The following is a 24,365-nucleotide window of genomic DNA, read 5'->3' as shown; positions in this document are numbered from 1 at the left end:
TATGAAGATGAATCTTGCAAAAAAAATAATTTCTTCACACCTTATAGATGGAGAAATGATCTATGGAAAGGAGATTGCGATAAAAATTGATCAGACCTTAACCCAGGACGCAACAGGCACAATGGCCTATTTACAATTTGAAGCAATAGGTGTTCCTCGGGTGCGGACTGAGCTATCTGTAAGTTATGTAGATCACAATACACTTCAGGTGGGTTTTAGAAATCCAGATGACCACAAATATTTGAGAACAGTTGCCATGAAATATGGGGTTATATTTTCTCCCCCAGGAAATGGCATATGCCATCAACTCCATCTGGAGAATTTTGCAGTTCCAGGCAAGACATTGCTTGGATCTGATAGCCATACTCCTACTGCTGGAGGAGTTGGATCTTTGGCAATGGGTGCTGGAGGACTCTCAGTTGCCCTGGCAATGGCAGGTGAGCCATATACTTTGCCTATGCCGAGGATAATAGGTGTACTCTTAAAAAACAGTCTCAAAGGATGGGCATCTGCCAAAGATGTTATTTTGTATTTGCTTAAAAAACTCACAGTAAAGGGTGGTGTAGGTGCAATAATGGAGTATTTTGGGGAAGGAGTAAAGACTTTGACAGTGCCTGAAAGGGCAACAATTACCAATATGGGTGCAGAACTTGGAGCTACTACATCTATCTTTCCAAGTGATGAACAAACCAAAAGATTTTTTAAATTAATGGGCAGAGAGCATGATTTTGTGCCTTTGAGAGCAGATGATGGATGTGAGTATGATGAGATTATAGAAATAGACCTATCAAAAATAGAGCCAATGGCAGCCTGTCCCCACATGCCTGATAATGTGGTGACAGTCAGGGAATTAGATGGCTTGAAAGTTGATCAAGTGGCAATTGGGTCTTGTACTAATTCTTCTTATTTGGACCTAAAAATGGCAGCAAATATTTTAAAGGGAAGACACGTAAATAAAGACGTAGATGTGCTGCTCTCTCCAGGTTCAAGGCAGGTTGTTAAAAAATTGATTGAAGAAGGAATTTTTGAAAATTTTATTGATGCTGGGGTGAGGGTGCTAGAATGTGCTTGTGGTCCCTGTATAGGTATGGGGGGATCTCCAATTAGTGGAGGAGTTAGTGTTAGGACATTTAATAGAAATTTTGAAGGAAGGAGCGGGACATTAGATGCTAAGGTATATTTAACCAGTCCAATTACAGCGGCCCATGTTGCAATCTCTGGAAAATTTATAGACCCAGCTAAATGGGGAGAACCTGTATATTTTGATCTTCCAGATAAAATGCCCTCAATTAGGGAACACTATATCTTTCCCCTCGCTGATACAAGTGATATTGAAATTTATAGGGGACCAAATATTGTTCCATTATCTAAGTTTGAGCCCCTGCAGGATGTAATTGAAAAAAAAGTAGCAATTGTTGTGGGAGACAACATTACTACTGATCATATTTTACCTGGAGGTGCAGAAGTCACATCTCTTAGGTCAAATATCCCTGCAATAAGTGAATACATCTATTCACGGGTTGATAAGGACTTTGTGCCAAGGATAAAAAAATATGGTGGTGGTATAATAGTTGGTGGGGAAAATTACGGTCAGGGATCTAGTAGAGAACATGCAGCCCTTGCACCCCGTTACCTTGGAATAGTGTGTATAATCGCCAAATCCTTTGCACGGATACATCGGGGAAATCTGGTAAATTTCGGAATACTTCCTTTGATTATAAAAAACAAACAAGATTATGATCTATTTAAAGTAGGACACGAGATTTTGATTCCAGTAAAAGACATCTCTGCTGGAAAAGATATAGAAATAACAATTAAAGATATATCAAAAAAGATTTTTGTAACAAATGATTTAAGTGAGGAAGAGTTAGAGATAATTTTGTCTGGTGGAAGATTGGCTTATGTTAGTGAGAAACTAAACAATAAAGGAGAATAAATTCATGTTAGATGGGATGAGAAAAAATGCACGTTCATGGGGGATCAAACTCATTTTTGGTGTTATTATACTGGTTTTTGTGTTCTGGGGCGTTGGTGGTCTTAGGGTAAATAAAAGGAGTGTGCTTGCTAAGGTAAATGGCGAGCCAATCATGACCCAGGATTTTTTAAAGGCCTATCAAAGTCAATATGAGAGGATTTTAAAGCAAAATCCAAATTTGACCAGTGAAGATTTAAAGAGGTTTGGACTAAAAAAGGCAGTATTTGATCAGCTTGTAAATCAAAGATTGCTCCTTCAAAAGGCTAAAGAATTAGGGATTTATGTATCTTCTACCCAACTAAGAAATAAGATAACCTCTATGGATGTTTTTAAGGACAAAGACAAGGTGTTCGATCCAAAAAGATATGAAATGATACTTGCTTCAAATAATTTAACACCAGCAGAATTTGAATCCCTTGTTGAAAATGATATGAGAATTAAGGCCTTAAAAGAACTTATTACGTCATCAGTTACTGTTACAGATTCAGAGATCAGAGATTTATATAATTTTATAATGAGAGAGGGAAAGATAAAATACATTGTATTTGATCCCAAAGATTATGTAGATAAGGTATCAGTCACAGATGATGAAATAAAGAAATTTTATAATGAACACAAAAATGAATTTAAAGAACCAGAAAAGATAAAGATAAAATATATAAAGATAACACCTGATAGTCTTGCTCCATTAATGAATGTGACAGATAAAGAAATAGAATCTTATTATGAAAAAAATAAATCCAAATTTTATGAACCTGAGACAAGAAAAGTAGCTCATATTTTGATTAAAATAGACAAAAACGATAAGGATGGTAAACAGGCCAAGAAAAAGATAATTAAGATATTAAAGAGGATAAAAAAGGGTGAAGATTTTCATAAATTGGCAAAAAAGTATTCTCAAGGGCCCAGTGCAAAGGATGGTGGAGATATTGGATGGATAAAAAAAGGAGATACTGTAAAAGAGTTTGAACAACTGGCTTTTTCTTTAAAAAAAGGAGAAATTGGCGGTCCTGTTAAAACCATATTTGGATACCATCTTATTTTAGTTGAGGACATAAAGCCTGCCCACTATAAATCTTTGGATGAGGTAAAATTGGATATAAAGGATACCCTTGCCAGGGAAAAGGCAACGGATAAGATAGAAGAATACTTAGATAAGGCCTTGGACCTAGTATTTAATACAAATAGTTTAGACAGTGCTGCAAATAAATTAGATTTGACTGTTCAAAGTACCAAACTACTTTCCAAAAAAGAGATTAAAACTCTATTTAATCTAAAACCAGAGGATATTGACCAGCTTTTTTTAATGGAAAACAACAAGGTATATGAGACTCCAATAATCATCAAAAATGGATATATGATAGTTAAAAAAATTAAGGATATTCCAGAAAGGATAAAGACCTTAAAGGAAGTTAAAGAGATTATTTTAAAGGAATTAAAAAGGCAAAAGTCAGAAAAACTTGCAAGGGAAAATGCAAATAAGGTATTAAAGATACTTAAAAAAGGAGATGTCCCCAAAAATTATAATGAATTAATTAAGGAGTCTGAGTTTTTTAAATTATCAAATAAATATATCCCAAATTTGGGTTTTAGCGATGCCTTGACAAAGGATTTGCTATTGGCAGTGACAGGTAAATGGCTTCCTGATGTTTATAAAGTTGATGAAAAATTTGTGATAGCAAAATTAGAAAAAATCAAGGCTCCAGATGAAAAAACCTGGAAAGAGCAAAAGGTCTTCTGGGAAAAAATGGCAGAGCAAAGGAAAAAAGAACTTATTTTTAGGGATTTTTTAAATGGAATAAGAAAAAATGCTAAAATTGAGATTTTAAATCCTGAATTTTTACAGGGATAATTTAAGCGTGCCATGAGAAGGTCAAAAGTTGTTATATTAGGAGGTAAGAGAGGGCTTATTGGAAAGGCTCTCTCTTTTGTCTTCTCCAAGGATCCTGGCTATGAGTTAATCCTACACGATAAATCTGAATTTGATGTCCTGGATTTTGCTAAGTTGTCTGAATATTTAATAGATATAAAACCTGATGTTGTTTTAAATGCTGTCTCCTATAATTTGCCCCTTAGTGCAGAAGAAAATCCTGAGTTGGCCAATAGGGTGAACTTTGAGCTGCCCAAAAAAATAGTTGAAATATTAAAACATTGGGACACCTATTTAGTTCATTTTAGTACTTATATGGTTTTTGATGGTAAAAGAAATGTACCATATGCAGAGGAGGACAAGCCAAATCCAAAGTCTGTTTATGGGTTATCAAAATTAAAAGGAGAAGAAGTTCTTATTAATGGTAATTTAACCAAGTGGTTTATTATTAGAACTTCATGGCCTTTTGGTCCATGGGCAGCAAATTATGTGGACGATATCATTAAAACTGTTTTAGAAAATGATAAGATTTGTGCGTGTCATAAAAATATAGCATCTCCAACTTATACCCTAGACCTTGCTGAATATACACAGAAGCTACTCAAAAAAAAGGCAATAGGTATTTATAATGTTGTAAATAGCGGCCAGGCCAGTTTATGTGAGATTGCACAGGAAGTTATAAACTTACTTGGGCGCCATTGTGTGGTTAAACCAGTTGTTGAAGAAGACAAGTCAATGAAAGGGAAATTTCCAGAGTATGGTGTTCTTGATGTCTCAAAATTAATAGATTTTCTTGGAGAAAAACCAAGGTCATGGATGCTTGCCTTGAGGGAATATATTTTTTCTCATTATAAAAATCACGTAGAATAGAAAGTATTAAAACTGGGCCAGGAGAGAGACAAGTATAATCCCTGGCCCAAGTTTATATTATTCCTCTTCTTGTTCCTCTTCTTCTAATTCATTGTGGATCTTGAGGAGGTCTTCAAACCTGATATCAGCGCCAAATACGCCTATTATGTCTCCCTCTTCATTGAATATTGGAGAGGATACAGTGAGACACAACTTTCCAGTATAAACAGATCTGTAGAAATCTGTTATAAACATATTACCTGTCTGCATGGGCACCTTAAACCACTCCCTGTCAGATTGGTCCTCTCCTTCCACGAGTTGTTTAAATTTTGACCTATCCTCTGGATGGCTTATTACCCATGTAAATAATTTACCATCTTGGTCAGTAAGATAGGCAAATTGGATAAATGGGTAGTTTGTTAGTAATTCATTGAATTTTCCCTGTATGCTTTGCTTGTCTAATTTTGTTATGCCCTCGCATAGCTTGTTGATAATCTTAGCTGCAACCCTGTGGGCGGTTTCCTTGAGATAGTCGAATTCAGACTGGAATAATTCTGGGAGATATCTCTTTGCAAGGCCCATCATCTCTTCATGGGACATAGATGTGGTTCTTCCCTTATTGTATTGTTCCATGATCTTTTTGTAGATTTTGCCAACTGCTGGATGGTTTTTTGTGATTTTATTGTCACCTGTTAATTTGAGGTGGTGGTTTAGCCAGTAAGCAATTCCAGCACGTCCAGATTTATCAGTAATAATTATTGGTACCTCTCTTCCCAATATGTGTTTTGTGTCAAAAATATTGTAGATCTCTTCGTTTTTGGCAAGTCCATCTACATGTATTCCAGCACTAGTTGCATTGAAATCCCTACCAACAAATGGATAATTAGGGGGAATATTGTATTTTAGCTCCTTTTGGAAATATTCAGCGATTTCACTTATTATATGTGTGTTTGCAGCATCATCGTCCCCAGTGATGGATATGTACTCGATCACAAGGGCTTCAATTGGAGCATTTCCCGTCCTTTCCCCAAAGCCCAGCAATGTCCCATTGGCTGCGGAGCACCCATAAAGCCAGGCAGTGGAGGCATTGATTAGTGCCTTGTGAAAGTCATTGTGCCCATGCCACTCCAGCCATTTGCCAGGGACCTCTGCCTCATCTGTAAACGCCCTTATGATTTTACCAACGTTTCTTGGCAGGGCAGCACCAGCATAGGGGACACCGTAGCCCATGGTGTCACACAGCCTTATTTTCACAGGCATACCACTTTGTGTGGATAGTTCCATTAATTTTTGGGCAAATGGAATACAAAAACCATAAATATCAGCCCTTGTTATATCCTCAAAATGGCACCGGGGGACAATACCAAGTTCTAAGGCCATCTCTATTACTTCTAAATAATCCTCCATGGCCTTTTTCCTGTCTTTACCCAGTTTGAGATATATATGATAATCTGATACAGAAGTGAGCATTCCTGTTTCTTTTAACCCCATCTGTTTTACCAGCTTTAAGTCTTCTTTGTTACATCTTATCCACCCAGTTATTTGTGGATATCTGTACTCTTTGGCCAAACATTCTTCAACAGCCCTTTTGTCCTTTTTTGAATAAAGGAAAAATTCTGACTGTCTGATAAGTCCACTTCTTCCACCAAGTTCGTGAAGAAAATCGAATATCTTGCTGATTTGTTCCACAGTGTAGGGGGGACGTGCCTGTTGACCATCTCTGAAAGTTGTATCTGTTATTATCATTGGTTCAGCAGGTCTAGGTAACACAAAGGTATCATCAAAACTGATTCTACAGACCTTTTTATATGGATATAGTTTCCTGAAAAGATTGGGTTCTTCAGGGTTTATTAATTCAAGTCTTGTACCCAAGGATTTGAGATGCAAAAATGAGTAGTTCATATTTCACTCCTACTTTTGTTGATATTTCATTATAAAATGAGAGGATATCCCTACGTTCAGATATCCCAAAAAAACACAGGATTAATTGATCTGTTCTATTAAGATTATAAGAGAATTTTTTATAGTAGGGGTCATGTTATGACCCCTAAAAATTAAGGCGGGGAATAACTGGAACTTTTTTAAAAATCCCAGTTAAGCTCTGCCCTCAAGTCCGCTGGTATTTTTGCATCTTTTGGAGGAAGATACGGTCTTGGTGCCCCAGCAGACTTTCTGCTCATCTTTAGCTCTTCCAAGGAAAATTCCCTTGGAATTCTAAATACCTGGCCAGGATAAATTAAGTCGGGATCCTTTATTTTATCTCTATTGGCCTTGTATATAAGTGGCCACATAAATGGATCATTATAAATTTGTTTATATTCTGCTATCCACCACAAGCATTCCCCTTTTACTACAGTGTGCGATGTTGGCAGCTTTTGGTAATTCATTCTGTATAGTTCTTCACGGGTAGGAGTTTTTTTTGTAACAACTGGTTGTGGTTTTGGCTTGGTCTCTTTCACCTGTTTCTGGGCTGCTACTTTTTTTTCCGGGGTAACAGCAACTGTTTTTTTCTTTTTAAAAAGCGAACACCCAGACGTCATTAACAGTATACTCATAAATAAGAAAATAGTAATTTTTCCAGTCTTCACCATTTTATACCTCCTAACATTTTTTTGATTGATTTCTTCTCGAGTGCCGTTACAGCTCAATCCTCTTTAACCTATTTTTTTTACTTTATCAAACAAATTTTTATATTTTTTTGGAGTTTTCCTTTAATTCAAATGAGGAGATATTAAAATATCTCTCAATTTTTTTTAGAAGTATCAAAAATTTGTTTCAAATTTTTGGATTAGTCAGTCTCCAAGAATTTTATTATTTGACCCTCAACGAGTTGACTTTGTGATTTTGCTGTGCTATGTGCTTTCCACATGTTTGTGAATAAAGGAACAAAGGATGTTCTTTAAAAAATGGGATAATGAATATTTAAGTAGCCTGATGAAGGCCAGTGTGGTTGGCATTCATCTGGTAACAGCCACATTTGTTGGTCTTGCCATAGGTTACTTTTTGGATAAGTGGCTGGGTACAAAGCCTATTATGACAATAATTTTTCTGCTCTTTGGGATTGCTGCTGGATATAAAAATATGTATATGGAGATAAAGGGAATTCATGGAAGTGGTAAAAAAAGAGATGAAACAAATAAGGAAGAATAGCCTCATAGATCCTCGAATTGCTTCAGAACCTGTAATAACCTGGATTCTGAGAGTAGAAATGCTTCTCTTAGTTGTCGGATTTTGTGGATTTTTATTTAGCCGTGGTCTTATGTGGGCAAGTTCATTTTTAGTTGGAGGACTGGTGGTCTTTTTTAACTTCATTGTGTTGTCTAGAATATTACCTGATTTGATTATTAGTAGAGATACGAGGGCATCTGTCTTTTCTCTGTTATTTAGTTTTTATTCTAGATTGATTTTTACTGGCATAGTATTGCTGGTATGTATAGTGTTTTTGAAAATGCCGATATATCCCCTTGTAGTGGGATTATCTACAATACTTATGGGTATAATTTTTTGGATTATAAGATATATTATTACAACTAACCACAAGGAGGCAGATAGTTATGTCAGAAGTAGCTCCTCACGTATTGCTTCTTGAAAAGTTAATGGATGTCTTGGGACTTGTAGATAAGCACGGTCATAGTTTAGTCCCACAGCACATCCTATATACTTGGCTTGTCATGTTAATTTTAATTTGCCTTGCATGGCTTGGAACCAGAAGGTTATCTATGGTTCCAAGGGGGCTTCAGAATTTTTGGGAAATAATAGTAGGGGGGATGGAAGATTTTGTTTATGAAAATATGGGGCCTGTAGGGGCCAGGGTTTTTCCACTTCTAATGACACTTTTTATTTTTATTCTATTTTGCAATTTTATAGGTCTTTTTCCAGGGTGTAATGCGCCTACAGCGAATTTAAATACTAATGCTGCAATGGCACTTACAGTTTTTATTTGGTACAATATTTTGGGAATAAAAGAGCATGGTGCAAAGTATATTAAACATTTTACTGGGCCAATTGCCTGGTTAATCCCTCTAATGTTACCCATAGAGATCTTGAGCCACTTGGCAAGGCCACTTTCTCTCACTGTTCGTCTTTTTGGAAATATATTTGGTGAAGAATTGGTACTTATGCTCTTCTTTATGTTGCTCCCGGTTATAGCAACATTGCCAATATACTTTTTATATGGGCTTGCTGATACAATTCAGGCCTTTATATTCTTTATGTTGTCAATGATTTACTTTAAGATGACCTTTGAAGAGGCACATTAGTCTTAGGGGGAAATGGTCTTTGCGGGCCTTAAACAAATATAATTTTTAGTAAGGAGGAGTTTGGTTATGCGTAAGGTTCTATTTACTCTTTTAAATGTAGTTGCTGTTCTTTGTGCTGCTTCTGCAGCCTTTGCAGCTGAGGGAGCTGTTGCACCTCAGGTAGTATCAATGATAGCCATTGGAACTGCAATTGGTATGGGTCTCGCAGCTCTTGGTTGTGGAATTGGAATGGGTTTTGGTCTAAGAGGCGCATGTGAAGGTACTGCCAGGAATCCTGATGTTAGTGGTAAGATCACAGTGACAATGCTCATTGGTCTTGCAATGATTGAGTCTCTGGCTATTTATACTCTAGTTATTGATTTGATTATACTTTTTGCTAACCCATATCTATAATTTTTTGGATAAAAAAACTTATATGAGGGGGGGATAAAATCCCCCTCTTTTTTGTGATTTCTTGTGAATTTTTTCTCAAATAAACAATATTAAAATGATAAAAAAAGAAAAAATCCCCAAAGTAACCATCCACAGAATGGCTGTTTATCTACAGGTTTTAGAAGATTTAGATAGAGAAGGTGAAGATGTTATTTCTTCTAGTAAATTAGCAGAACTATGCGGTGTAAATCCTTCTCAAATAAGGAAAGATTTGGCTTATTTTGGAGAGTTTGGGGTTAGAGGTGTTGGATATTTTATAAAAGATTTAATTGGCTCAATAAAGCATTTTTTAGGTCTTGACCATGTGTGGAACTGTGCCATAGTAGGAATTGGTAATTTAGGACGTGCAATTTTGAGACACAAGGGACTTCCCTATAAAGGCTTTAGAATTGTGGGTGCCTTTGACTGCGATCCTTTTAAAATTGGAGAAAAAGTTGGTGAATTAGAAATTATTTGTACAAGGCGTCTCAAAGAAAAGGCCAAGGAACTCAAAATTGAGATTGCTATTATAACTACCCCTCCAGAAAGGGCCCAGCGGGCAGCAAATCATATTGTTGAGGCTGGAATTAAGGCCATTGTAAATTTTGCGCCTGCCAGGATTTCAGTGCCAGATGGTGTAATTGTTGATTATGTAGATTTTTCTACTCACCTCATATATCTATCCTTTAATCTTGCAAGAACCAAAGGCAAGAATATTTAATTGACCTTTTTTTTCACCATTGCTAGATTTTTCAATCAAATATACATCTCAAAATCAGGGGAATGTATGAATATGAGGGAGAAAAATGTCTCAAGCCTGAATCCGCGAGTGCTAGATGGTATTTCCCCATTCACGTTTACTTTGAACTTTGAGGATAATATATGAACAAGGGTAAGCGGACTCTGAGCATTTTTGTTTTATTTCTAGTTACGTTTGCCATTTTGTGGCATGTGCCGCCTTTCTCACAGTATACACAACCCCAAAACCTCAGGGCTTTGTTGTTAAAAATGGAAAAGTCGCCTTTTTTATATCCATCACTTATAATGGCATTTATTGTTGCCGGCATGACTATGTTTCCAGTGACTGTATTAACTACTGCAACAGCCCTTTTTGTTGGCATATTAAAGGGCCTTATAATCTCACTTGTCGGTTGTATCTTAAGTGCTGTGGTTACATTTTTTGTTGTGAGAGCTCTGGGTTCTAATGTTAAACAATATTTGTTATCTAAGGAGAAAATCAAAAAATTAAATAAGTTGATTAGCAATGATGGAGTCAGTTCAATAGCCATACTCAGGATGGTACCAATCGGTTATACAGTGATAAGTGTAACTGCTGCTTTATCAGATATAAAATTTTCTAAATATATATTGGGCACTATCATCGGGGTGTTGCCAGATTTAATCCTGTGTATTTTTTTGGCAGGCTCACTTCACAACATTATTGTATCTGGAAAAAATCACTACATTATTTTGATAGTGATTGTTGGTATTTTATTTGTTTTACTGTGGTCCTATCTTCTGAAAAATTTTATAAAGAGATTCAAAAAAATTGAATGGTAATCAAAAATTTAATTTTTCATAGCATTGTGTTGAATAAGATAAGGGGTGATTATGCCTGGCTTAAAGAATAGTCTGGGATGGCAATATATTCAAAAAACGAAATTTAGCAGGCACGATATTTATTCCCTAAAAAGGCCAATGATAGCTCCCTGTGATGTTTTTAAGATATATCAAAACTCAGAAATGGTTAGCCTGCCAGAACCGATTAAGTTAAATGTGGAGTTGTGCTCTCTTATTAATAATAGAAGATCCCAGAGGGAATTCAATAAAAAGGCCATAAATTTAGAGGAACTTTCAACTATTCTCTGGGCTGGATATGGGATCAGAGAAAAAAAGCGTGGGTTCTATTTTCGAAATGTCCCCTCTGCAGGAGCACTTTATCCAATAGAAATTTATCTTATTTCTTTTAATATAGATACAATAGAGAGGGGTATTTACCATTATTTTCCAAGGGATCATGTCTTGGAGTTAATAAAAAGGGGAGATTTTAGTAAAGAACTCACCCAGGCCAGCCTTGGACAGGGCTTTGTATCTAAAGGTGGTGTTACAATTATTATGTCAGCGGTTTTTAGACGTAATATGGCAAAATATTCACACAGGGGACTTAGGTATATTTTGCTCGATGCAGGTCACATTGCACAAAATATGATATTAGTTGGAGAATCAATGTCTATTGGAAGCTGTCCTATAGGAGCATTTTTTGATGATGAGGTAAATCAATTACTTGGTTTAGATGGGGAAGAAGAAAGTGTAGTCTATATGTTGGTTTTTGGGAAAAAGGTTAAAAAATAAGGGGGAATGATGTCTCTTAGAAACAGTTGGCTTGGAAATATCTATTACAATGTTTTACAAAGATCTATTTTAGCCAGGATTGAAAAAAAGGACATAAATCCCAATAAAATAACAATAATAGGGGGGATCATTGCCCTATTTGTACCAATAGGTTTTTATTTTTCAGAATTATTGGGTGGTTTGCTGATTTTAATTTCTGCTGTATGTGATAGTCTGGATGGTCAATTCGCTCGTAAAATGGGTGGAAATGAAAAATTCGGAGCATTTTTAGATTCTACTGTGGATAGGTTGTCTGATTTTTTTTACCTCATGGGGCTTTGGATAGTTGCATTACAAACTCAAGATAAAATGGTCTTGACACTACTGTTGTTCATAGCCCTTTGTTTGACTCTTTTGTTTAGTTATACCAAGGCTAGGATAGAAGGGCTTGGGGGTACATGTAACATAGGTTTTATGGAACGAGCCAAAAGGGTTATATTTATTTTGATATTAAGTGTGTTACTTTTCTTTTTTAACCAAAATACTTTGCTTTTATGCAGTATGATAATATACAACTTGCTCCTGGGCTTTTCTGTGTATCAGAGGATCTTGTGCGCCAAAGAAGTACTCAACTAAATTCATCAGTATGGAAAAATAGGGGGATTTGTCCCCCGATTTTTTTTATTTAAACATCTTAACAGCACAAAATTCACCGCACATTGCGCATTCTTCCTTGGCTGCAAATTTTTCCCGCCTCTTTTTTATTATATCAGGATCAAGGGCATATTTTACTATTTCATCCCAATTTAGATCATTCCTTGCCATGGATATCATTTTGCTTCTATTAGTTGCATCTCTATATCCTAGGGCAATTTCTGCAGAATTAGCAGCTATTAAAGACGCCATAACCCCTTGGTACACATCGTTTTCATTTGGCAAGGTAACATGTTCAGCAGGTGTTACATAACAGAGAAAATCTGCACCAGCATATGCAGCAATTGCTCCCCCAATTGCGCCAGTTATATGATCATAGCCTGCAGCTGCATCAGTTGTTAAAGGTCCAAGTACATACAATGGGGCATTGTGACAGATAGTTTTTATGCTCTTAATTTGAGCTGCAATAAGATGTAGAGGCACGTGTCCAGGTCCTTCAATCATAACCTGAACTCCCATCTCCCATGCCTTTTTTGTTAATTCTCCCAGTACAATAACCTCCTCCATTTGAGCACTATCTCCAGCGTCACATATTGCCCCTGGCCTAAGTCCATCCCCTAGACTGATTACTATATTGTATTTCAAACAGATATCCAATAATTTGTCAAAATTGGTCAAAAGGGGATTTTCTTTTTTATTTACTTCCATCCACTTTGCCAAAATAGAGCCACCTCTTGAAACAATTCCCAAAACCCTGTGCTTTGCCATTTCTGAACCTTTTTTTGTGACTCCACAGTGTAAGGTCATAAAATCTACGCCTTGCTCTGCCTGTTTTTCTATTTCTTCTAGGAGTTCAGTTTCAGAGATTTTACTCACATCCTGGCCCTTTTTTATGTATTTTTGAGCAACACTGTATATAGGAACAGTCCCAACAGGAACAGGGGATTTTTCTATTATTTCTTTGCGAATAGAATCCAAATCCCCTCCTGTGGATAAGTCCATTACTGTGTGGGCACCTGCTTTTAGGGCTGCATCCAATTTTGATAATTCTAAATTTACATCACATAAAAAAGGAGAAGTCCCCAGATTGGCATTTACCTTTATTTTTGATGGCTGGCCAATTAAAAGGGGTTTTATACCTTTGTGGTTTGGGTTGTATAATACAACTATCCTCCCATTTTCTACATGTTCTTTTATAGTATCAATTTCTAGTCCTTCTGTTTTATAAAAATGTTCCCTATATTTATAGATTACATCATTTAAAATATTATTTTTTTCAAGCATGAAATAGGTCCTCCAAGACTAAATTATTTTTATAATGAAAAGTCTTTTTAATGTTTTGTCCAAAAATATGAGCCTTTTCCCAAACACAAACTAGAGTCTAAGACTTTTTCCATAAAGGATTTGGCTTTTTTTACAGAATTTAATATATCATATCCCTTTGCTAAATTTGCAGCTATTGCAGAAGAAAGTATGCATCCAGTACCATGGACATCCTTATTTTTGATTCTTTTTTGAGAAAATTTGTATATAGATTTTCCATCAAATAAAAAGTCTATACTTTCATTTTTGGTATTTAAATGACCACCTTTTATAAGTACATTTTTAGCTCCTAATCTATGTATTCTTTTTGCTGCCCTAAAAATTTGATCTTCATCTGTAATTTTTATATCAGATAGTATAGAGGCTTCAAAAATATTTGGAGTAATTATAGAAACCATAGGAATTAATTTGTTTTTTAAAACATCTAGACCATCATCTTGCAGCAACTTATATCCTGATGAAGATTTTATTACTGGATCTAGTACTATGTTTTTTACATTATATCTTTTTAGAATATCACTGACAGCAACCACTATTTTGGAAGAAAAAAGCATTCCTATTTTTACTGAATCTATAGGAAAATCTTCAAAGATGCATTGCAATTGAGAAGAAACTACATCTTCTGGAACTCCATATACATCTAAAACTTTTTGACTATTTTGGGATGTTATGGCTGTTACAACACAGAGGCCATAAACTCCATTTTCCCAAAAGGTCTTTAAATCAACCTGGACCCCAGCTCCTGAGCTGGGGTCTGATCCAGCAATTGTCAGCGCAATAGGAATTTTAGCCATTATTTATTTTAATCTCTTTATTATCTCTTCTGCTACTTTTACCCCAGAGAGCAACATCCCACCAAAGATTGGTCCCATCCTATATGAGCCAAAGCAGGCATTTGCAGCCATGCCTGCAACAAAGACACCAGGAAACACCTCTTTTGTGTTATCCAAGGTATGCGCTTCTGCAACTTCTGCCCACATGGATTTCTCCCCTTCAATCTTCCCTGTAGGGGTAAAGAGCCTTACATCGTTTTTTCTAATAAGGGTATTTATCACTTCTAGATCGTGTCCTGTAGCTTCTATCAAGTACTTACACTTTATTACAACTGGATCAACGTGGAGTCCTGCTATTTCAATTGGAGAAGAATTTATAACAATACCAGTTACCCTTTTTTCCCCATCAATAACCCTTAAGACCACATCCTCAACAGAAAAGCAGTTGAATATCTTTGCGCCAGAGAGGGTAGCCTTTGCAGCCAATTGGGTTGTTGCTAAAACTGCGTCAGCAGTATAATATCCCTTTTTAAATTCCTTAGTTGGTATGCCTGCTTCATCTAAAATATGTTTTCCCTCTTCCTGCACTACAATGATGTTCCAGGTTACGCCACCTCCCCACATGCCTCCGCCAATGGATAATTTCCTTTCAAATATCGCAACATTAAGTCCTTTTTCTGCCAGTTTCCAGGCAGCTGTAAGTCCAGAAGGTCCAGCCCCAACAATGGCCACATCCAAATCAAGTGAAGATTTGAATTTTTCAAAAAAAGTAGTAGCAATTGCCTCGGTTACAATAGTTTCATCAATAGGCATGTGAATTCTCCTTTTTTGATAGTTAAATAAAGCTAACGAACATTTTGTCCCAACCAAAGTTAAAAAATGGACGCGGTAGGAAATAAGAGGATGCTGGAGACAGGGTGGGTCCCTGGCATCCTTCCGATTCCCTACGCCAGTATTACCTGGATCAGGTTCCATGGGTGTAATCTCAGCCCCTAAATATTAGGGGCACCCCAATCGGAAGCCCAGGATATTTCTTTTTATTTTAAATAATAGTGGCCATCTTTGCAAGACCTAATTTTTTCTTTCCCTATTCATACATTCGGGTACCTTGAAGCCGCCCTTTCCTTTTGGGATTCCCTTTGGCCTAATAGATGCAGCAGATATTTTTTTTTCTACATTGTTAGAGCCACATTTTGGACAAATTGGAGTAATTACTTCTTTAGGTAAAATTACAAGCTCAAAGTCCCTTAAACAATTTAAACATCTATATTCGTAAATGGGCATGGTCGGCCTCCTCTATTATGATGTGATATCAAAACTGTTTGAGACATTATACAGAAGAATTTATTTTTTCAAGTTGATTTTTTTTTAAATTTTTTCTTAAAATAAGTAATTAACAAAATCACTTAGTAGGTAATAAGATATGTATAAAAACTTTGAGAAGATTTTTATTCCTTTCAAGATATTAAGTTACGGCTATATTCCAAGTGAAAAAGAATGTTACAGGCTTTGGGATGAATATGGAATGATGGATCACATAAGGGATCACAGCAGGATGGTGGCTAAAATAGCCCTGAATATTTCTGTAAAATTAAAAGAAAAGGGTTTTTTGGTAGATGAGAACCTTGCATATGTGACAGGCTTACTTCACGATATAGCAAAGACTTATACCATAAAAAACGGGGGCTATCATTCTCAACTTGGAGCTGTGTGGATGTTAGATAGGACCAAAAATTACGCAATATCCCATGGAATTATGCACCATGTATTTTGGCCTGGCCCAATTGATTTAAAAAAATATTGGCTACCTTTGATTATAGTGTATTCTGACAAAAGGGTAAACCACGACATGATTGTTAGTTTAGAAGAAAGGCAAAGTTATATACTTGAAAGGTATGGTAAAACCTATGAAAGGATGCAGCGGATATTGTATTCGTTTAAACAAGCAAGAGAGATAGAGGAAACATTAACTAAAATTATAGGGGGAGATTTAGATGCGTATATTATTAATAGCAGGGGGATGGTCAGCTGAAAGAGAGGTATCCTTAAATGGAGCAAATTTTATACAAAAAGCCCTTCAAGACCTTGGACATGAAGTGATTTTTTTTGATTTGGCAAAGGATCTTGAGAAGTTGCCCAAAATGGCAAAAGAAGTTGACTTTGCTTTTATAAATTTGCATGGATCACCAGGAGAAGATGGCCTGGTTCAGGCCATGTTGGAAAGGTTTGGTTGTCCATATCAGGGCTCAGGTCCTGGACCATCAATGATTGCCTTAAATAAGGTGTGTAGTAAGATAATTTTTGAAGAAAATGAAATAAATACCCCAAAGTGGGAGTTTGTTCCCATTATGCCAGGAGATGATTGGACGCCAAAATTGGATTTTCCTTTGGTAGTAAAGCCAAATACAGGGGGATCTAGTGTTGATATAGAGATGGTTGAAGACATGGATAGCCTAAATAAGACCATGAAAAGGATTTTGGAGCAAAGGGAAGGGGTTTTAATTGAGGAAAGAATAGACGGCACGGAGATTACTTGCGGTGTTTTAGGGGATAGTCCTCTTCCTCCAGTATTGATTGAGCCCGGTTTACAATCTCATTTTTTTGATTATTACAGTAAATATACCAAAGGAGCTGCTAAGGAGATATGCCCTGCACCTATATCTGGGGATTTGACTGAGAGAATTATGGAATTGGCCTTTAAATGTCATAACATATTAGGACTTTCTGGGTACAGTAGAACAGATTTTATTGTGCGAGGTGATGAGATCTATGTACTGGAAGTAAATACCCTGCCTGGTATGACTGAGACCAGTCTGCTTCCCCAAGAAGCTGCTGCTGTAGGTATTGACTTTAAGTCATTGATTAAAAGATTAATTGAATTGGGATTAACCTAGAGAAGAATTTGTATTTAGGAGGTAGTGTAAATGGAGAACACCTTTTACAACCATATTTTGGTCATGACTGATTTTAGTGAAGATTCCCTATATGCAGTAAATATTGCTGGAAGTTTAGCAAAGATGTCTGGATGTAAGCTAACAATCCTCCACGTTGCCCATGATGAGAGCCAATTGTCTCTTTATGGAGGACAGGATTATTTGAAAAAGGTGATAGAACAGATAGATAATGAAATAAATGAACAGTTTGAAGGATTAAAAGAAAGGATTCCAGTTTTAAAAGAAATAGAGGTCAGAAAAGTTATTAGAAGGGGAATCCCCTATGTAGAAGGCCTTTTAGAAATAGAAAAGGGTATATACGATTTGGTGGTCATGGGTTCCCATGGTAGGACCAGCATAAAGAAATTTTTTTATGGAAGTACTGTTGAAAAAGTTGCAAGGCGCTCCCCAGTAAGTGTTCTTATAACGAGAAGACCAAAGAATACACACAAGTAACTGGATTTTTAGTTATACAAAAATTTTAACAATAAAAACGGGGATAAACGCATAAATATTTATGCGTTTATCCCCATACTTTTACCTGCCAATTTTTTAGCTCAAGTTTTTGGAAGATGTTAAAAGTTACGCTAAGCTGCGTATGACATCTCTGTCTTCATCCTTATTTTTTGAAGTAACATTACAAATCCAAATAGGGCTAGGCCTGGAATATACATCATATATTTTAGCTTTGCGGGTAGATGTAAAAGTTGAATTCCTATTGATGGATTAAATAATATAAGAGATGCTGCTAAGAGAAATGGTATTTCATACCATTTATTTTTGGTTAAAAGCCAGCCTTGAAGTACACTGGTAAAGGCAAAGGATGCAAATACTGCCATGATAAATATTAAAATTCCCAAGCTCCAGCTATTTATGTGATGGAGTATAAGGTCTGGATTGAACACAAACATAAAAGGAATTACAGCAGTTCGCATGTCATATAAAAATCCCTGTAAACCAGTTGGAATAGGCTCTGAATCTGCAAGGGCTGCTGCTGCGTAAGATGCAAGACCAACAGGAGGTGTGTCATCTGCTAGGATTCCAAAATAGAAGCAAAAAAGATGGGCTGCCATTAAAGGGATAAAATATCCATATCTACTCCCAACCTCTACTATAACTGGAGCAGTCAAGGAGGCCATAACAATATAGGTGGCAGTTGTTGGGAGTCCCATTCCCAGTAATAGGGATGCAATGGCAGTTATAAGGAGCAAAAGAAAAATATTACCCTGGGCAAGTTGTTCAACAATCTCGGTTATCATGCTTCCTATACCTGTATTTACTAGTCCAACTATGATACCAGCAGATGCGCATGCAAGGGCCACAGAAATCATATTTCTGGATCCACCAACAAACCCATCACCTATTAATTTTAAGCTATTTTTTATTCCAGTAATAAAGATGTTTTGAGAATTATCCATTTTTTTTACTTTAATTGTTTCTTGAACCAGGATAATACCTGCCAATACCAAAATGGATCTAAAGGCAGCCAATTCTGGTGAATGTCTCAGGACCACTAGTTCATATACTAACAGCCCAATAGGAATTAAATAGTGGATTCCATTTTTTAATGTTTCTGAGAAGCTGGGAATTTTTTCAGGGGGAAGTCCTTTCATCCCAAGTTTACTTGCCTCTAAGTGTGTTACAAAAAATAGGGCAAAATATGATACAAAGGCAGGAATTGCTGCTGCCTTTATTACTTCAATATACGGAACATTTACATATTCCGCAATAATGAAGGCTGCAGCACCCATAACAGGTGGCATAAGCTGTCCATCTGTACTTGCCGCCACTTCTGTTGCAGCAGCCTTGGTTGGTGGATATCCCACACTCTTCATCAGAGGAATTGTGAAAGTACCAGTGGTAACAATATTGGCTATACTAGATCCAGAGACAAGTCCAGTTAATGCACTTGATACAATGGCTGCCTTGGCCGGGCCTCCTTTAAATTTTCCAAGAAGTGAGATGGCAAGGTCAATAAAAAATTTGCCTGCGCCAGCCTTTTCCAGCATAGACCCAAGAAGCACAAATAAATAAACAATGGTTGCAGAAACCCCTAGGGGAATTCCATAAATTCCCTCAGTGGATAAGGAGATTTGACTTACATATTTGGATAAGTTGACACCTTTATAGGCAAGTACATCTGGCATGTATGGGCCAAAAAATGCGTACAAAGAAAAAATTATTGCTATAATCGATAGGGCAGGACCTATTGATCTTCGTGTAGCCTCAAGGAGCAAAATAACCGTTAGTAAGCCAATTACAATGTCTCGTGTTAAAGGAGCCCCTGCTCTCATGGCAAGTCCATTGTAGTCTAAAACTATGTACAGAGCTGAAAGTGCACCTGCTATTGCAAATATATAGTCAATTAACGGGATTTTATCTGTTACACTCAAAAATTTTAGCCTTTTTTTAGGCTTTTTAAATAGGGGAATGGTCAGAAAAACCAGAGATATTGCAAAAGCAAGGTGGATGGCCCTAACATAGGTGCTGTTCATAATAAGAAAACTTGCAAGGGAGAGCTGAAAAATGGCCCAACATATTGCTATTGTGTTAAACAAATATTTTTCAAAGGGTCTAAATTGCCTGAGTTCACCAGTCTCTTCTTTTAGGATCTCTTTAGCTTTTTCTACTCTATCAACCATAACATCCTCTTGTTAATTGATAAAGGAGAGATGATAAATAATAGCCTAAATATATATAAAACTTAACACGCAGAAACGTTCAAATTTTTACGTTTCTGCGTGTTGTTAGCCTCTCCCCTTTGATTTGAGTTTTTTCTATTTTAGGTATTTTAAATATTTCTTTTTGTATTTTTCAGGGATTAATTCTGGTTTTAGGTATTTTATTAACCCAGATTCTTTGTAATATTTAAGTGCTCCCCTGTGGATAGGAGCAGTAAGTCCTTGCAACATATTTTCTTTGGTTAAAACAGCATAGGCAGGATGTAGTTTTTTGAATTGATCAAAATTTTCAAATACTTCCTTAGTAATTGCATATACAATTTTAGGACTGATCTTCTTAGATGTTACAAAGGTAGCCTTTACTCCAATGGTGGGTACATCACTTTCATTTACAGCATCGGGATAAAATTTATGTGGGATAATTGATTTTGCATAATATGGATATTTTTTCAGGAGTTTTTCAACAGGCGCTCCAGTAATTGGGACTATCTTTACCTTAATTCTTCCTGCAGTTGCTTCTTTGATGTTGCCGTTTGGATGTCCAACAGTGTAAAAGAAAGCATCAATCCTTTCATCCTGTAGAAGTGATGGAGCCTCAACTGCCTTGGCATATTCAGCCTTGATGTCTTTTTTTTCATCCAGGCCAAAAGCAGCTAACACATCCCTTGAATTTTGCAACTGTCCTGAACCAGGATTTCCTAGATTTACTCTTTTTCCTTTTAGATCTGCAGGGGAATTAATTCCTGCATCAGCCCTTGCAACTAGTGTAATTGATTCTGGATGTATGGAAAATACTGATCTTAAGTTTTTCTGTGGTCCTTTATTTTTCCATTCAGCAAGGCCATACCAGGCCTGATACTGCCTATCAGATTGGGCTATACCAAATTCCAAGTCACCTGATAACACTGCATTGATGTTGTACACAGATCCAGCAGTGGATTCAACAGTGACTTTTAAATGATATTGTTTGGACTTTTTGTTTACTATCCTACTAATAGCGCCACCTGTTGGGTAATATACCCCTGTAACTCCACCAGTACCAATTGTTACAAACTTGGTTCTACTAAACCCCATTGGCGTCCAGATCAAAGTGACGCATAATGCTAAAATAATTGATAAAATTTTCTTCATGAGTCCTCCTCCTACAGATTTTAATTAAATAATTAAACCAATTAACCCCTACCTTAGCTACTAGAACTAGTGGTAACGATAATAAATGCAATATGGGGTAATTGTCAACTATCAATAAAACAGTGTTTATTGATTAAAAAGATTTTATTAAAATTTTTTTGACAGGTATTATAATTTTTTAAGGGACTTTTTGTGTTCGTCTCTGGACAGGAAATAGACCCTTATTTTGTGACTTCGTGGGAATTCCTTTTTTAAAATTTTTTTTAGGGTCTTTGTTATTTGATTCCAGGATACACGATTTTCATCTCTATAAAAACCATCCTCTTTAACTAAAAATTGGTCTTCTGCTATTTTTTCAAACAACACACACCTATTTCTTTTATAGGGAGTCAGTTCCAACTTCTCCCCAATCTGTAATTTCTTTAATCTTGAGATGATGTGTGGAATACAGCTATCTTTGTCCAGCACAATTATTCTTTGTCAAAGTAAAGGAGGATATCAAAGTAAAGAATCAGCTATTTTTAAAATTGACAAACTGGTCAAAAGAATTCTTTCAGGTATTGATGATTTAATCACGAATTCTTCTGTAGAGTGGTCATGCCCACCCTTGGGTCCCATTCCATCGATTACTGGAATTTTGCAATTGGAAATAAAATTGGCGTCAGAGACTCCAGGTCTTATTTGAGATTCCACATTAATTCCAGCATAATTGCCAGCTTCTTCGACCAGTTCATATAAAGGCATATTTAGCTCAGGCTCCATACAAGGTCTTTTAGATGTGACATTAAAATCTGAACTTACCCCTGTGATTTTATTATTTATACATATTTTTTTTATCTCTTCCATTAACTTATTTTCATGATGTTGTTTTGAAAATCTAAAATCTGCTATCAATGTGCATGAGTCAGGAACAGTATTTGGGCCAATCCCTCCCTCAATTTTGCCAGCATTAGCTGAAATTCCATTTTTTTCGTTATTTAAAGCTTCTATTTCTATTATCTTATGGGCCATTTCAAGTATAGCAGATGGTTTGTTGGTAATTTTATAAGCTGCATGGGATGCCTGTCCCTTAGTCCTAATTTTTATGCCTATTTTCCCCTTTCTTCCCACTACAACCTCATCATTTTCTCCAGCTCCCTCAAATACAAAAGCACATTTGGCCTTTTTGGCATATGACTTAATTAGATCCTTTGAATGAATTGAGCCTATTTCTTCATCTGAATTTATTAAAAACACAATAGGAAGTTCTTTGAGTAGATTTAAAGAATCTAAAAACATCAAAGAAAAGAGGGCTACTACGAGCCCTCCTTTCATGTCAAAAACTCCAGGTCCAAAGATTTTTTCACTGTTTTCGCAAAATTTGTTAAATCCAAGATCTTCTGGAAACACAGTGTCAATATGACCCATTAAGAGGATGTAGTTTTCAGTTGAGTTTGATATCACCAAATTTCTATCTATTTTTTTAATTTTTAATGTTTTTGGCACCTTTTTTGTGAATACATCAATACACTTATTTATTCCATCTAGGTTGTAGGAATAGGTATTTATTTCTGTAAGTTCTTTTAAAAAAGAAATTAAGTTTCTTTCATTTTTTGAAAAAAAATGCAAAAAATTACTCTTTATACTTGAAAAAGGAAAATTCCCTGTTTTTGTATTCTTTTTCATCTGCATCTGGATATTTTACCTCCTCTCCACTCCACGGCTTTTTAAGGATTATATTCCCATTATCTCTACCAACAATATTTGATCTATGTAGTGGTACTTTACCTCCAGCAGTTGCAATATATCTTGGTATGGCATCTCCAGAGATATTACCATACATTCCCTCTACAATATCCTGCCCAACTTCTATGGGAACCCTCAAATGGGCAAATTGTGGATTTCTAAAACTGCAATTAAAAATATAATATGGTCTTACATAGGCTTCTTGAATTACTTCACAAAGCTTCCACATTTTTTCTTTTGAATCATTAACTCCTTTTAAAAGAACTGCCTGATTTAAGACAGCCATTACCCTTTTGGAGATATTTTTAAAGGCCTTTTTGGAAACTGGAGTGATCTCTTGGGGAGTGTTTATTTGAGTAACCACTCGAACTGGTTTTTTGTCATTACTCTCTTCAAGTATGTCTAGTAGCTCATTGTCTATCCTCTGGGGGGTGGTCACAGGAATTCTAGTACCAAGCCTCTTCATTTTTACGTGATCAATTTTATCTAACTCCTCCAAAATCCACTTTATCAATTTATTGGGCAAGATAAATGCATCACCGCCAGTTATTAATACGTCTCTTATGTTTTCATTTTTTCTGATATAGTCAATTGCTTCTTCATAGGCCTCTTTTTTATAAATCCTGTCCTTTTTTCCTATGTGGGCTATTCTGAGGCAGTGCGTGCAATACATGGCGCACATATTGGTTGATTTAATGGTAAGTACCCTGGGATAAAATTGATCAATTAACCTTGCAGGGGAATGATCTGCTGCCACGGGGGGAATCTCAATGCCCACATTATCAACCATCTCTCCAGTGGGGACACACTGGATAAGCACTGGATCATCTAATTTGTTTGGCATGATAAGGGAAGCATAATAAGGGGTGAGCCTCATCCTATATTTTTTTGTTACCCTTAAGATGTCAGAAAAGGCCTTTTCAGGCAGCTTTAAAACCCTGGACAAGGTCTCCACATCTTGAATCGCATTTTTGATTTGTCCTTGATATGTATTAAATTCTTCTTCAGAGATATTTAATGCCTTTTTTATACGCTCCTTGTTTTCCAATATCTGATCCCATAGTTCAATACCACTTGGGGCAACTCTGTCTTTGTTTTCCATGTAAAATTTAATTCTTTCATTTGCCTCATCTACTATTTTTAGTGCCCGTAGAACCCTCCCACCTACAGTTACATGGTGCTCATCTATTTGTTCATGTTTTTTTGCAAGTGCATTTAAATCGTCTTTTGACAGGCCAAAGGACAAAGGTGATATATTGTCTTTTTGTGCAAAGCTTAGAAGTTTTTTAAATAATTCCACAATGGGAGATAAGAGTTCTTTTGATACAGCTGTGTTATATAAATCCTTTATCTCCTCAACAACAGTTCTGGGTAACTCTTTTTTTTCTCCCTTAAATAAGATATCAAAAAGCTCTTTTGTATATGAATCATGATATTCCATAGCATGGCC

At 36.2% G+C, this 24,365-nt stretch carries 25 protein-coding genes and 1 riboswitch; of the genes, 14 read left to right on the top strand and 11 right to left on the bottom strand.

What is annotated here, in order from left to right; translation table 11 throughout:
• Position 1: 1 nt before the first annotated feature.
• From ACY2V1_RS05700 to ACY2V1_RS05690, 3 genes are read left to right on the top strand one after another with little or no spacing between them, the layout of a single operon-like run.
• Entirely contained in the window at positions 2 to 1,936 is a 1,935-nt protein-coding gene (locus tag ACY2V1_RS05700) for an aconitate hydratase (protein ID WP_461833832.1), read from the top strand.
• A 4-nt stretch (positions 1,937 to 1,940) separates the two neighbouring features.
• Complete coding sequence (locus tag ACY2V1_RS05695; protein WP_461833831.1) at positions 1,941 to 3,827, top strand: SurA N-terminal domain-containing protein; 1,887 nt, start codon at positions 1,941 to 1,943, stop codon at positions 3,825 to 3,827.
• 12 nt (positions 3,828 to 3,839) lie between these two features.
• A complete protein-coding gene (locus ACY2V1_RS05690; RefSeq protein WP_461833830.1) occupies positions 3,840 to 4,715 on the top strand; it encodes an SDR family oxidoreductase in 876 nt (291 codons plus the stop codon).
• A 57-nt stretch (positions 4,716 to 4,772) separates the two neighbouring features.
• Here ACY2V1_RS05690 and ACY2V1_RS05685 read toward each other — a convergent pair whose 3' ends face one another.
• Positions 4,773 to 6,596: a triose-phosphate isomerase gene (locus tag ACY2V1_RS05685; protein ID WP_461833829.1), complete on the bottom strand. Its 1,824-nt coding sequence runs from the start codon at positions 6,594 to 6,596 to the stop codon at positions 4,773 to 4,775.
• A gap of 179 nt (positions 6,597 to 6,775) precedes the next feature.
• The gene (locus ACY2V1_RS05680; protein WP_461833828.1) at positions 6,776 to 7,285 is read right to left on the bottom strand and encodes a LysM peptidoglycan-binding domain-containing protein; all 510 of its coding nucleotides are present in this window, start codon (positions 7,283 to 7,285) and stop codon (positions 6,776 to 6,778) included.
• A gap of 301 nt (positions 7,286 to 7,586) precedes the next feature.
• Here ACY2V1_RS05680 and ACY2V1_RS05675 point away from each other — a divergent pair, with 301 nt between their 5' ends.
• The 8 genes from ACY2V1_RS05675 to ACY2V1_RS05640 all read left to right on the top strand — a co-directional run bounded on the left by ACY2V1_RS05675 (position 7,587) and on the right by ACY2V1_RS05640 (position 12,331).
• Positions 7,587 to 7,844, top strand: coding sequence for an AtpZ/AtpI family protein (locus ACY2V1_RS05675; RefSeq protein ID WP_461833827.1), 258 nt, complete (start codon positions 7,587 to 7,589; stop codon positions 7,842 to 7,844).
• Entirely contained in the window at positions 7,801 to 8,283 is a 483-nt protein-coding gene (locus tag ACY2V1_RS05670; RefSeq protein WP_461833826.1) for an ATP synthase subunit I, read from the top strand. The genes ACY2V1_RS05675 and ACY2V1_RS05670 overlap by 44 nt, the downstream gene beginning before the upstream one ends.
• Positions 8,249 to 8,953 carry a F0F1 ATP synthase subunit A gene (atpB, locus tag ACY2V1_RS05665; protein ID WP_461833825.1) on the top strand — a complete coding sequence of 235 codons (705 nt, stop codon included), beginning with the start codon at positions 8,249 to 8,251 and terminating at the stop codon, positions 8,951 to 8,953. The genes ACY2V1_RS05670 and atpB overlap by 35 nt, the downstream gene beginning before the upstream one ends.
• 66 nt (positions 8,954 to 9,019) lie before the next feature.
• Positions 9,020 to 9,346, top strand: coding sequence for an ATP synthase F0 subunit C (gene atpE / locus ACY2V1_RS05660; RefSeq protein WP_075068631.1), 327 nt, complete (start codon positions 9,020 to 9,022; stop codon positions 9,344 to 9,346).
• A 94-nt stretch (positions 9,347 to 9,440) separates the two neighbouring features.
• A complete protein-coding gene (locus ACY2V1_RS05655; protein WP_461833824.1) occupies positions 9,441 to 10,085 on the top strand; it encodes a redox-sensing transcriptional repressor Rex in 645 nt (214 codons plus the stop codon).
• Between the two features lie 287 nt (positions 10,086 to 10,372).
• A complete protein-coding gene (locus tag ACY2V1_RS05650; protein ID WP_461833823.1) occupies positions 10,373 to 10,924 on the top strand; it encodes a TVP38/TMEM64 family protein in 552 nt (183 codons plus the stop codon).
• 51 nt (positions 10,925 to 10,975) lie between these two features.
• Positions 10,976 to 11,716, top strand: a complete 741-nt coding sequence (locus ACY2V1_RS05645) for a SagB/ThcOx family dehydrogenase (protein WP_461833822.1) — start codon at positions 10,976 to 10,978, stop codon at positions 11,714 to 11,716.
• A gap of 9 nt (positions 11,717 to 11,725) precedes the next feature.
• Positions 11,726 to 12,331, top strand: coding sequence for a CDP-alcohol phosphatidyltransferase family protein (locus ACY2V1_RS05640; RefSeq protein WP_461833821.1), 606 nt, complete (start codon positions 11,726 to 11,728; stop codon positions 12,329 to 12,331).
• Between the two features lie 45 nt (positions 12,332 to 12,376).
• Here ACY2V1_RS05640 and thiC read toward each other — a convergent pair whose 3' ends face one another.
• The 4 genes from thiC to ACY2V1_RS05620 all read right to left on the bottom strand — a co-directional run bounded on the left by thiC (position 12,377) and on the right by ACY2V1_RS05620 (position 15,729).
• Positions 12,377 to 13,633: a phosphomethylpyrimidine synthase ThiC gene (thiC, locus tag ACY2V1_RS05635; RefSeq protein ID WP_461833820.1), complete on the bottom strand. Its 1,257-nt coding sequence runs from the start codon at positions 13,631 to 13,633 to the stop codon at positions 12,377 to 12,379.
• A gap of 47 nt (positions 13,634 to 13,680) precedes the next feature.
• Positions 13,681 to 14,466: a bifunctional hydroxymethylpyrimidine kinase/phosphomethylpyrimidine kinase gene (gene thiD, locus ACY2V1_RS05630; RefSeq protein WP_461833819.1), complete on the bottom strand. Its 786-nt coding sequence runs from the start codon at positions 14,464 to 14,466 to the stop codon at positions 13,681 to 13,683.
• 3 nt (positions 14,467 to 14,469) lie between these two features.
• Positions 14,470 to 15,258: a sulfide-dependent adenosine diphosphate thiazole synthase gene (locus ACY2V1_RS05625; RefSeq protein WP_461833818.1), complete on the bottom strand. Its 789-nt coding sequence runs from the start codon at positions 15,256 to 15,258 to the stop codon at positions 14,470 to 14,472.
• Positions 15,259 to 15,369: 111 nt separating this feature from the next.
• Positions 15,370 to 15,468: riboswitch (TPP riboswitch) on the bottom strand.
• Positions 15,469 to 15,516: 48 nt separating this feature from the next.
• Positions 15,517 to 15,729 carry an FmdB family zinc ribbon protein gene (locus ACY2V1_RS05620; RefSeq protein ID WP_461833817.1) on the bottom strand — a complete coding sequence of 71 codons (213 nt, stop codon included), beginning with the start codon at positions 15,727 to 15,729 and terminating at the stop codon, positions 15,517 to 15,519.
• Positions 15,730 to 15,868: 139 nt separating this feature from the next.
• On the opposite strand from ACY2V1_RS05620, the gene ACY2V1_RS05615 reads away from it, so the two are divergent.
• Genes ACY2V1_RS05615 through ACY2V1_RS05605 form a run of 3 tightly spaced genes read left to right on the top strand, consistent with a single transcriptional unit; the run spans position 15,869 to position 17,834 of the window.
• Positions 15,869 to 16,477 carry an HD domain-containing protein gene (locus tag ACY2V1_RS05615; protein WP_461833816.1) on the top strand — a complete coding sequence of 203 codons (609 nt, stop codon included), beginning with the start codon at positions 15,869 to 15,871 and terminating at the stop codon, positions 16,475 to 16,477.
• Positions 16,440 to 17,339, top strand: coding sequence for a D-alanine--D-alanine ligase family protein (locus ACY2V1_RS05610; RefSeq protein ID WP_461833815.1), 900 nt, complete (start codon positions 16,440 to 16,442; stop codon positions 17,337 to 17,339). The genes ACY2V1_RS05615 and ACY2V1_RS05610 overlap by 38 nt, the downstream gene beginning before the upstream one ends.
• Before the next feature lie 30 nt (positions 17,340 to 17,369).
• Positions 17,370 to 17,834, top strand: coding sequence for a universal stress protein (locus tag ACY2V1_RS05605; protein WP_461833814.1), 465 nt, complete (start codon positions 17,370 to 17,372; stop codon positions 17,832 to 17,834).
• A 131-nt stretch (positions 17,835 to 17,965) separates the two neighbouring features.
• On the opposite strand, the gene ACY2V1_RS05600 is transcribed toward ACY2V1_RS05605, so the two are convergent.
• From ACY2V1_RS05600 to ACY2V1_RS05580, 5 genes are all read right to left on the bottom strand, one after another.
• On the bottom strand, positions 17,966 to 20,020 hold the full coding sequence (locus ACY2V1_RS05600; protein ID WP_461833813.1) for a TRAP transporter permease: 2,055 nt from the start codon (positions 20,018 to 20,020) through the stop codon (positions 17,966 to 17,968).
• 135 nt (positions 20,021 to 20,155) lie between these two features.
• Complete coding sequence (locus ACY2V1_RS05595) at positions 20,156 to 21,190, bottom strand: TAXI family TRAP transporter solute-binding subunit (RefSeq protein WP_461833812.1); 1,035 nt, start codon at positions 21,188 to 21,190, stop codon at positions 20,156 to 20,158.
• Between the two features lie 168 nt (positions 21,191 to 21,358).
• The gene (locus tag ACY2V1_RS05590) at positions 21,359 to 21,658 is read right to left on the bottom strand and encodes a hypothetical protein (RefSeq protein ID WP_461833811.1); all 300 of its coding nucleotides are present in this window, start codon (positions 21,656 to 21,658) and stop codon (positions 21,359 to 21,361) included.
• A 30-nt stretch (positions 21,659 to 21,688) separates the two neighbouring features.
• Positions 21,689 to 22,861 carry a M20 family metallopeptidase gene (locus ACY2V1_RS05585; RefSeq protein WP_461833810.1) on the bottom strand — a complete coding sequence of 391 codons (1,173 nt, stop codon included), beginning with the start codon at positions 22,859 to 22,861 and terminating at the stop codon, positions 21,689 to 21,691.
• Positions 22,803 to 24,356: a KamA family radical SAM protein gene (locus ACY2V1_RS05580; RefSeq protein ID WP_461833809.1), complete on the bottom strand. Its 1,554-nt coding sequence runs from the start codon at positions 24,354 to 24,356 to the stop codon at positions 22,803 to 22,805. The genes ACY2V1_RS05585 and ACY2V1_RS05580 overlap by 59 nt, the downstream gene beginning before the upstream one ends.
• Between the last annotated feature and the right edge of the window lie 9 nt (positions 24,357 to 24,365).

The organism is Desulfothermus sp., assembly GCF_053993635.1.
Note: the sequence above shows the minus strand (reverse complement) of the source record. Positions and strands in the feature narration are given on the sequence as shown.

What these genes read in the sequence shown, in the direction of transcription:
- ACY2V1_RS05625 (WP_461833818.1), bottom strand. Translation starts at nt 15,258, where the DNA reads ATGCCTATTGATGAAACTATTGTAACCGAGGCAATTGCTACTACTTTT.
- atpE (WP_075068631.1), top strand. Translation starts at nt 9,020, where the DNA reads ATGCGTAAGGTTCTATTTACTCTTTTAAATGTAGTTGCTGTTCTTTGT.
- ACY2V1_RS05695 (WP_461833831.1), top strand. Translation starts at nt 1,941, where the DNA reads ATGTTAGATGGGATGAGAAAAAATGCACGTTCATGGGGGATCAAACTC.
- ACY2V1_RS05680 (WP_461833828.1), bottom strand. Translation starts at nt 7,285, where the DNA reads ATGGTGAAGACTGGAAAAATTACTATTTTCTTATTTATGAGTATACTG.
- ACY2V1_RS05685 (WP_461833829.1), bottom strand. Translation starts at nt 6,596, where the DNA reads ATGAACTACTCATTTTTGCATCTCAAATCCTTGGGTACAAGACTTGAA.
- atpB (WP_461833825.1), top strand. Translation starts at nt 8,249, where the DNA reads ATGTCAGAAGTAGCTCCTCACGTATTGCTTCTTGAAAAGTTAATGGAT.
- ACY2V1_RS05675 (WP_461833827.1), top strand. Translation starts at nt 7,587, where the DNA reads ATGTTCTTTAAAAAATGGGATAATGAATATTTAAGTAGCCTGATGAAG.
- thiC (WP_461833820.1), bottom strand. Translation starts at nt 13,633, where the DNA reads ATGCTTGAAAAAAATAATATTTTAAATGATGTAATCTATAAATATAGG.
- ACY2V1_RS05615 (WP_461833816.1), top strand. Translation starts at nt 15,869, where the DNA reads ATGTATAAAAACTTTGAGAAGATTTTTATTCCTTTCAAGATATTAAGT.
- ACY2V1_RS05700 (WP_461833832.1), top strand. Translation starts at nt 2, where the DNA reads ATGAAGATGAATCTTGCAAAAAAAATAATTTCTTCACACCTTATAGAT.
- ACY2V1_RS05670 (WP_461833826.1), top strand. Translation starts at nt 7,801, where the DNA reads ATGGAAGTGGTAAAAAAAGAGATGAAACAAATAAGGAAGAATAGCCTC.
- ACY2V1_RS05650 (WP_461833823.1), top strand. Translation starts at nt 10,373, where the DNA reads ATGGAAAAGTCGCCTTTTTTATATCCATCACTTATAATGGCATTTATT.
- ACY2V1_RS05600 (WP_461833813.1), bottom strand. Translation starts at nt 20,020, where the DNA reads ATGGTTGATAGAGTAGAAAAAGCTAAAGAGATCCTAAAAGAAGAGACT.
- ACY2V1_RS05655 (WP_461833824.1), top strand. Translation starts at nt 9,441, where the DNA reads ATGATAAAAAAAGAAAAAATCCCCAAAGTAACCATCCACAGAATGGCT.
- ACY2V1_RS05690 (WP_461833830.1), top strand. Translation starts at nt 3,840, where the DNA reads ATGAGAAGGTCAAAAGTTGTTATATTAGGAGGTAAGAGAGGGCTTATT.
- ACY2V1_RS05610 (WP_461833815.1), top strand. Translation starts at nt 16,440, where the DNA reads ATGCGTATATTATTAATAGCAGGGGGATGGTCAGCTGAAAGAGAGGTA.
- thiD (WP_461833819.1), bottom strand. Translation starts at nt 14,466, where the DNA reads ATGGCTAAAATTCCTATTGCGCTGACAATTGCTGGATCAGACCCCAGC.
- ACY2V1_RS05605 (WP_461833814.1), top strand. Translation starts at nt 17,370, where the DNA reads ATGGAGAACACCTTTTACAACCATATTTTGGTCATGACTGATTTTAGT.
- ACY2V1_RS05580 (WP_461833809.1), bottom strand. Translation starts at nt 24,356, where the DNA reads ATGGAATATCATGATTCATATACAAAAGAGCTTTTTGATATCTTATTT.
- ACY2V1_RS05640 (WP_461833821.1), top strand. Translation starts at nt 11,726, where the DNA reads ATGTCTCTTAGAAACAGTTGGCTTGGAAATATCTATTACAATGTTTTA.
- ACY2V1_RS05620 (WP_461833817.1), bottom strand. Translation starts at nt 15,729, where the DNA reads ATGCCCATTTACGAATATAGATGTTTAAATTGTTTAAGGGACTTTGAG.
- ACY2V1_RS05595 (WP_461833812.1), bottom strand. Translation starts at nt 21,190, where the DNA reads ATGAAGAAAATTTTATCAATTATTTTAGCATTATGCGTCACTTTGATC.
- ACY2V1_RS05585 (WP_461833810.1), bottom strand. Translation starts at nt 22,861, where the DNA reads ATGCAGATGAAAAAGAATACAAAAACAGGGAATTTTCCTTTTTCAAGT.
- ACY2V1_RS05645 (WP_461833822.1), top strand. Translation starts at nt 10,976, where the DNA reads ATGCCTGGCTTAAAGAATAGTCTGGGATGGCAATATATTCAAAAAACG.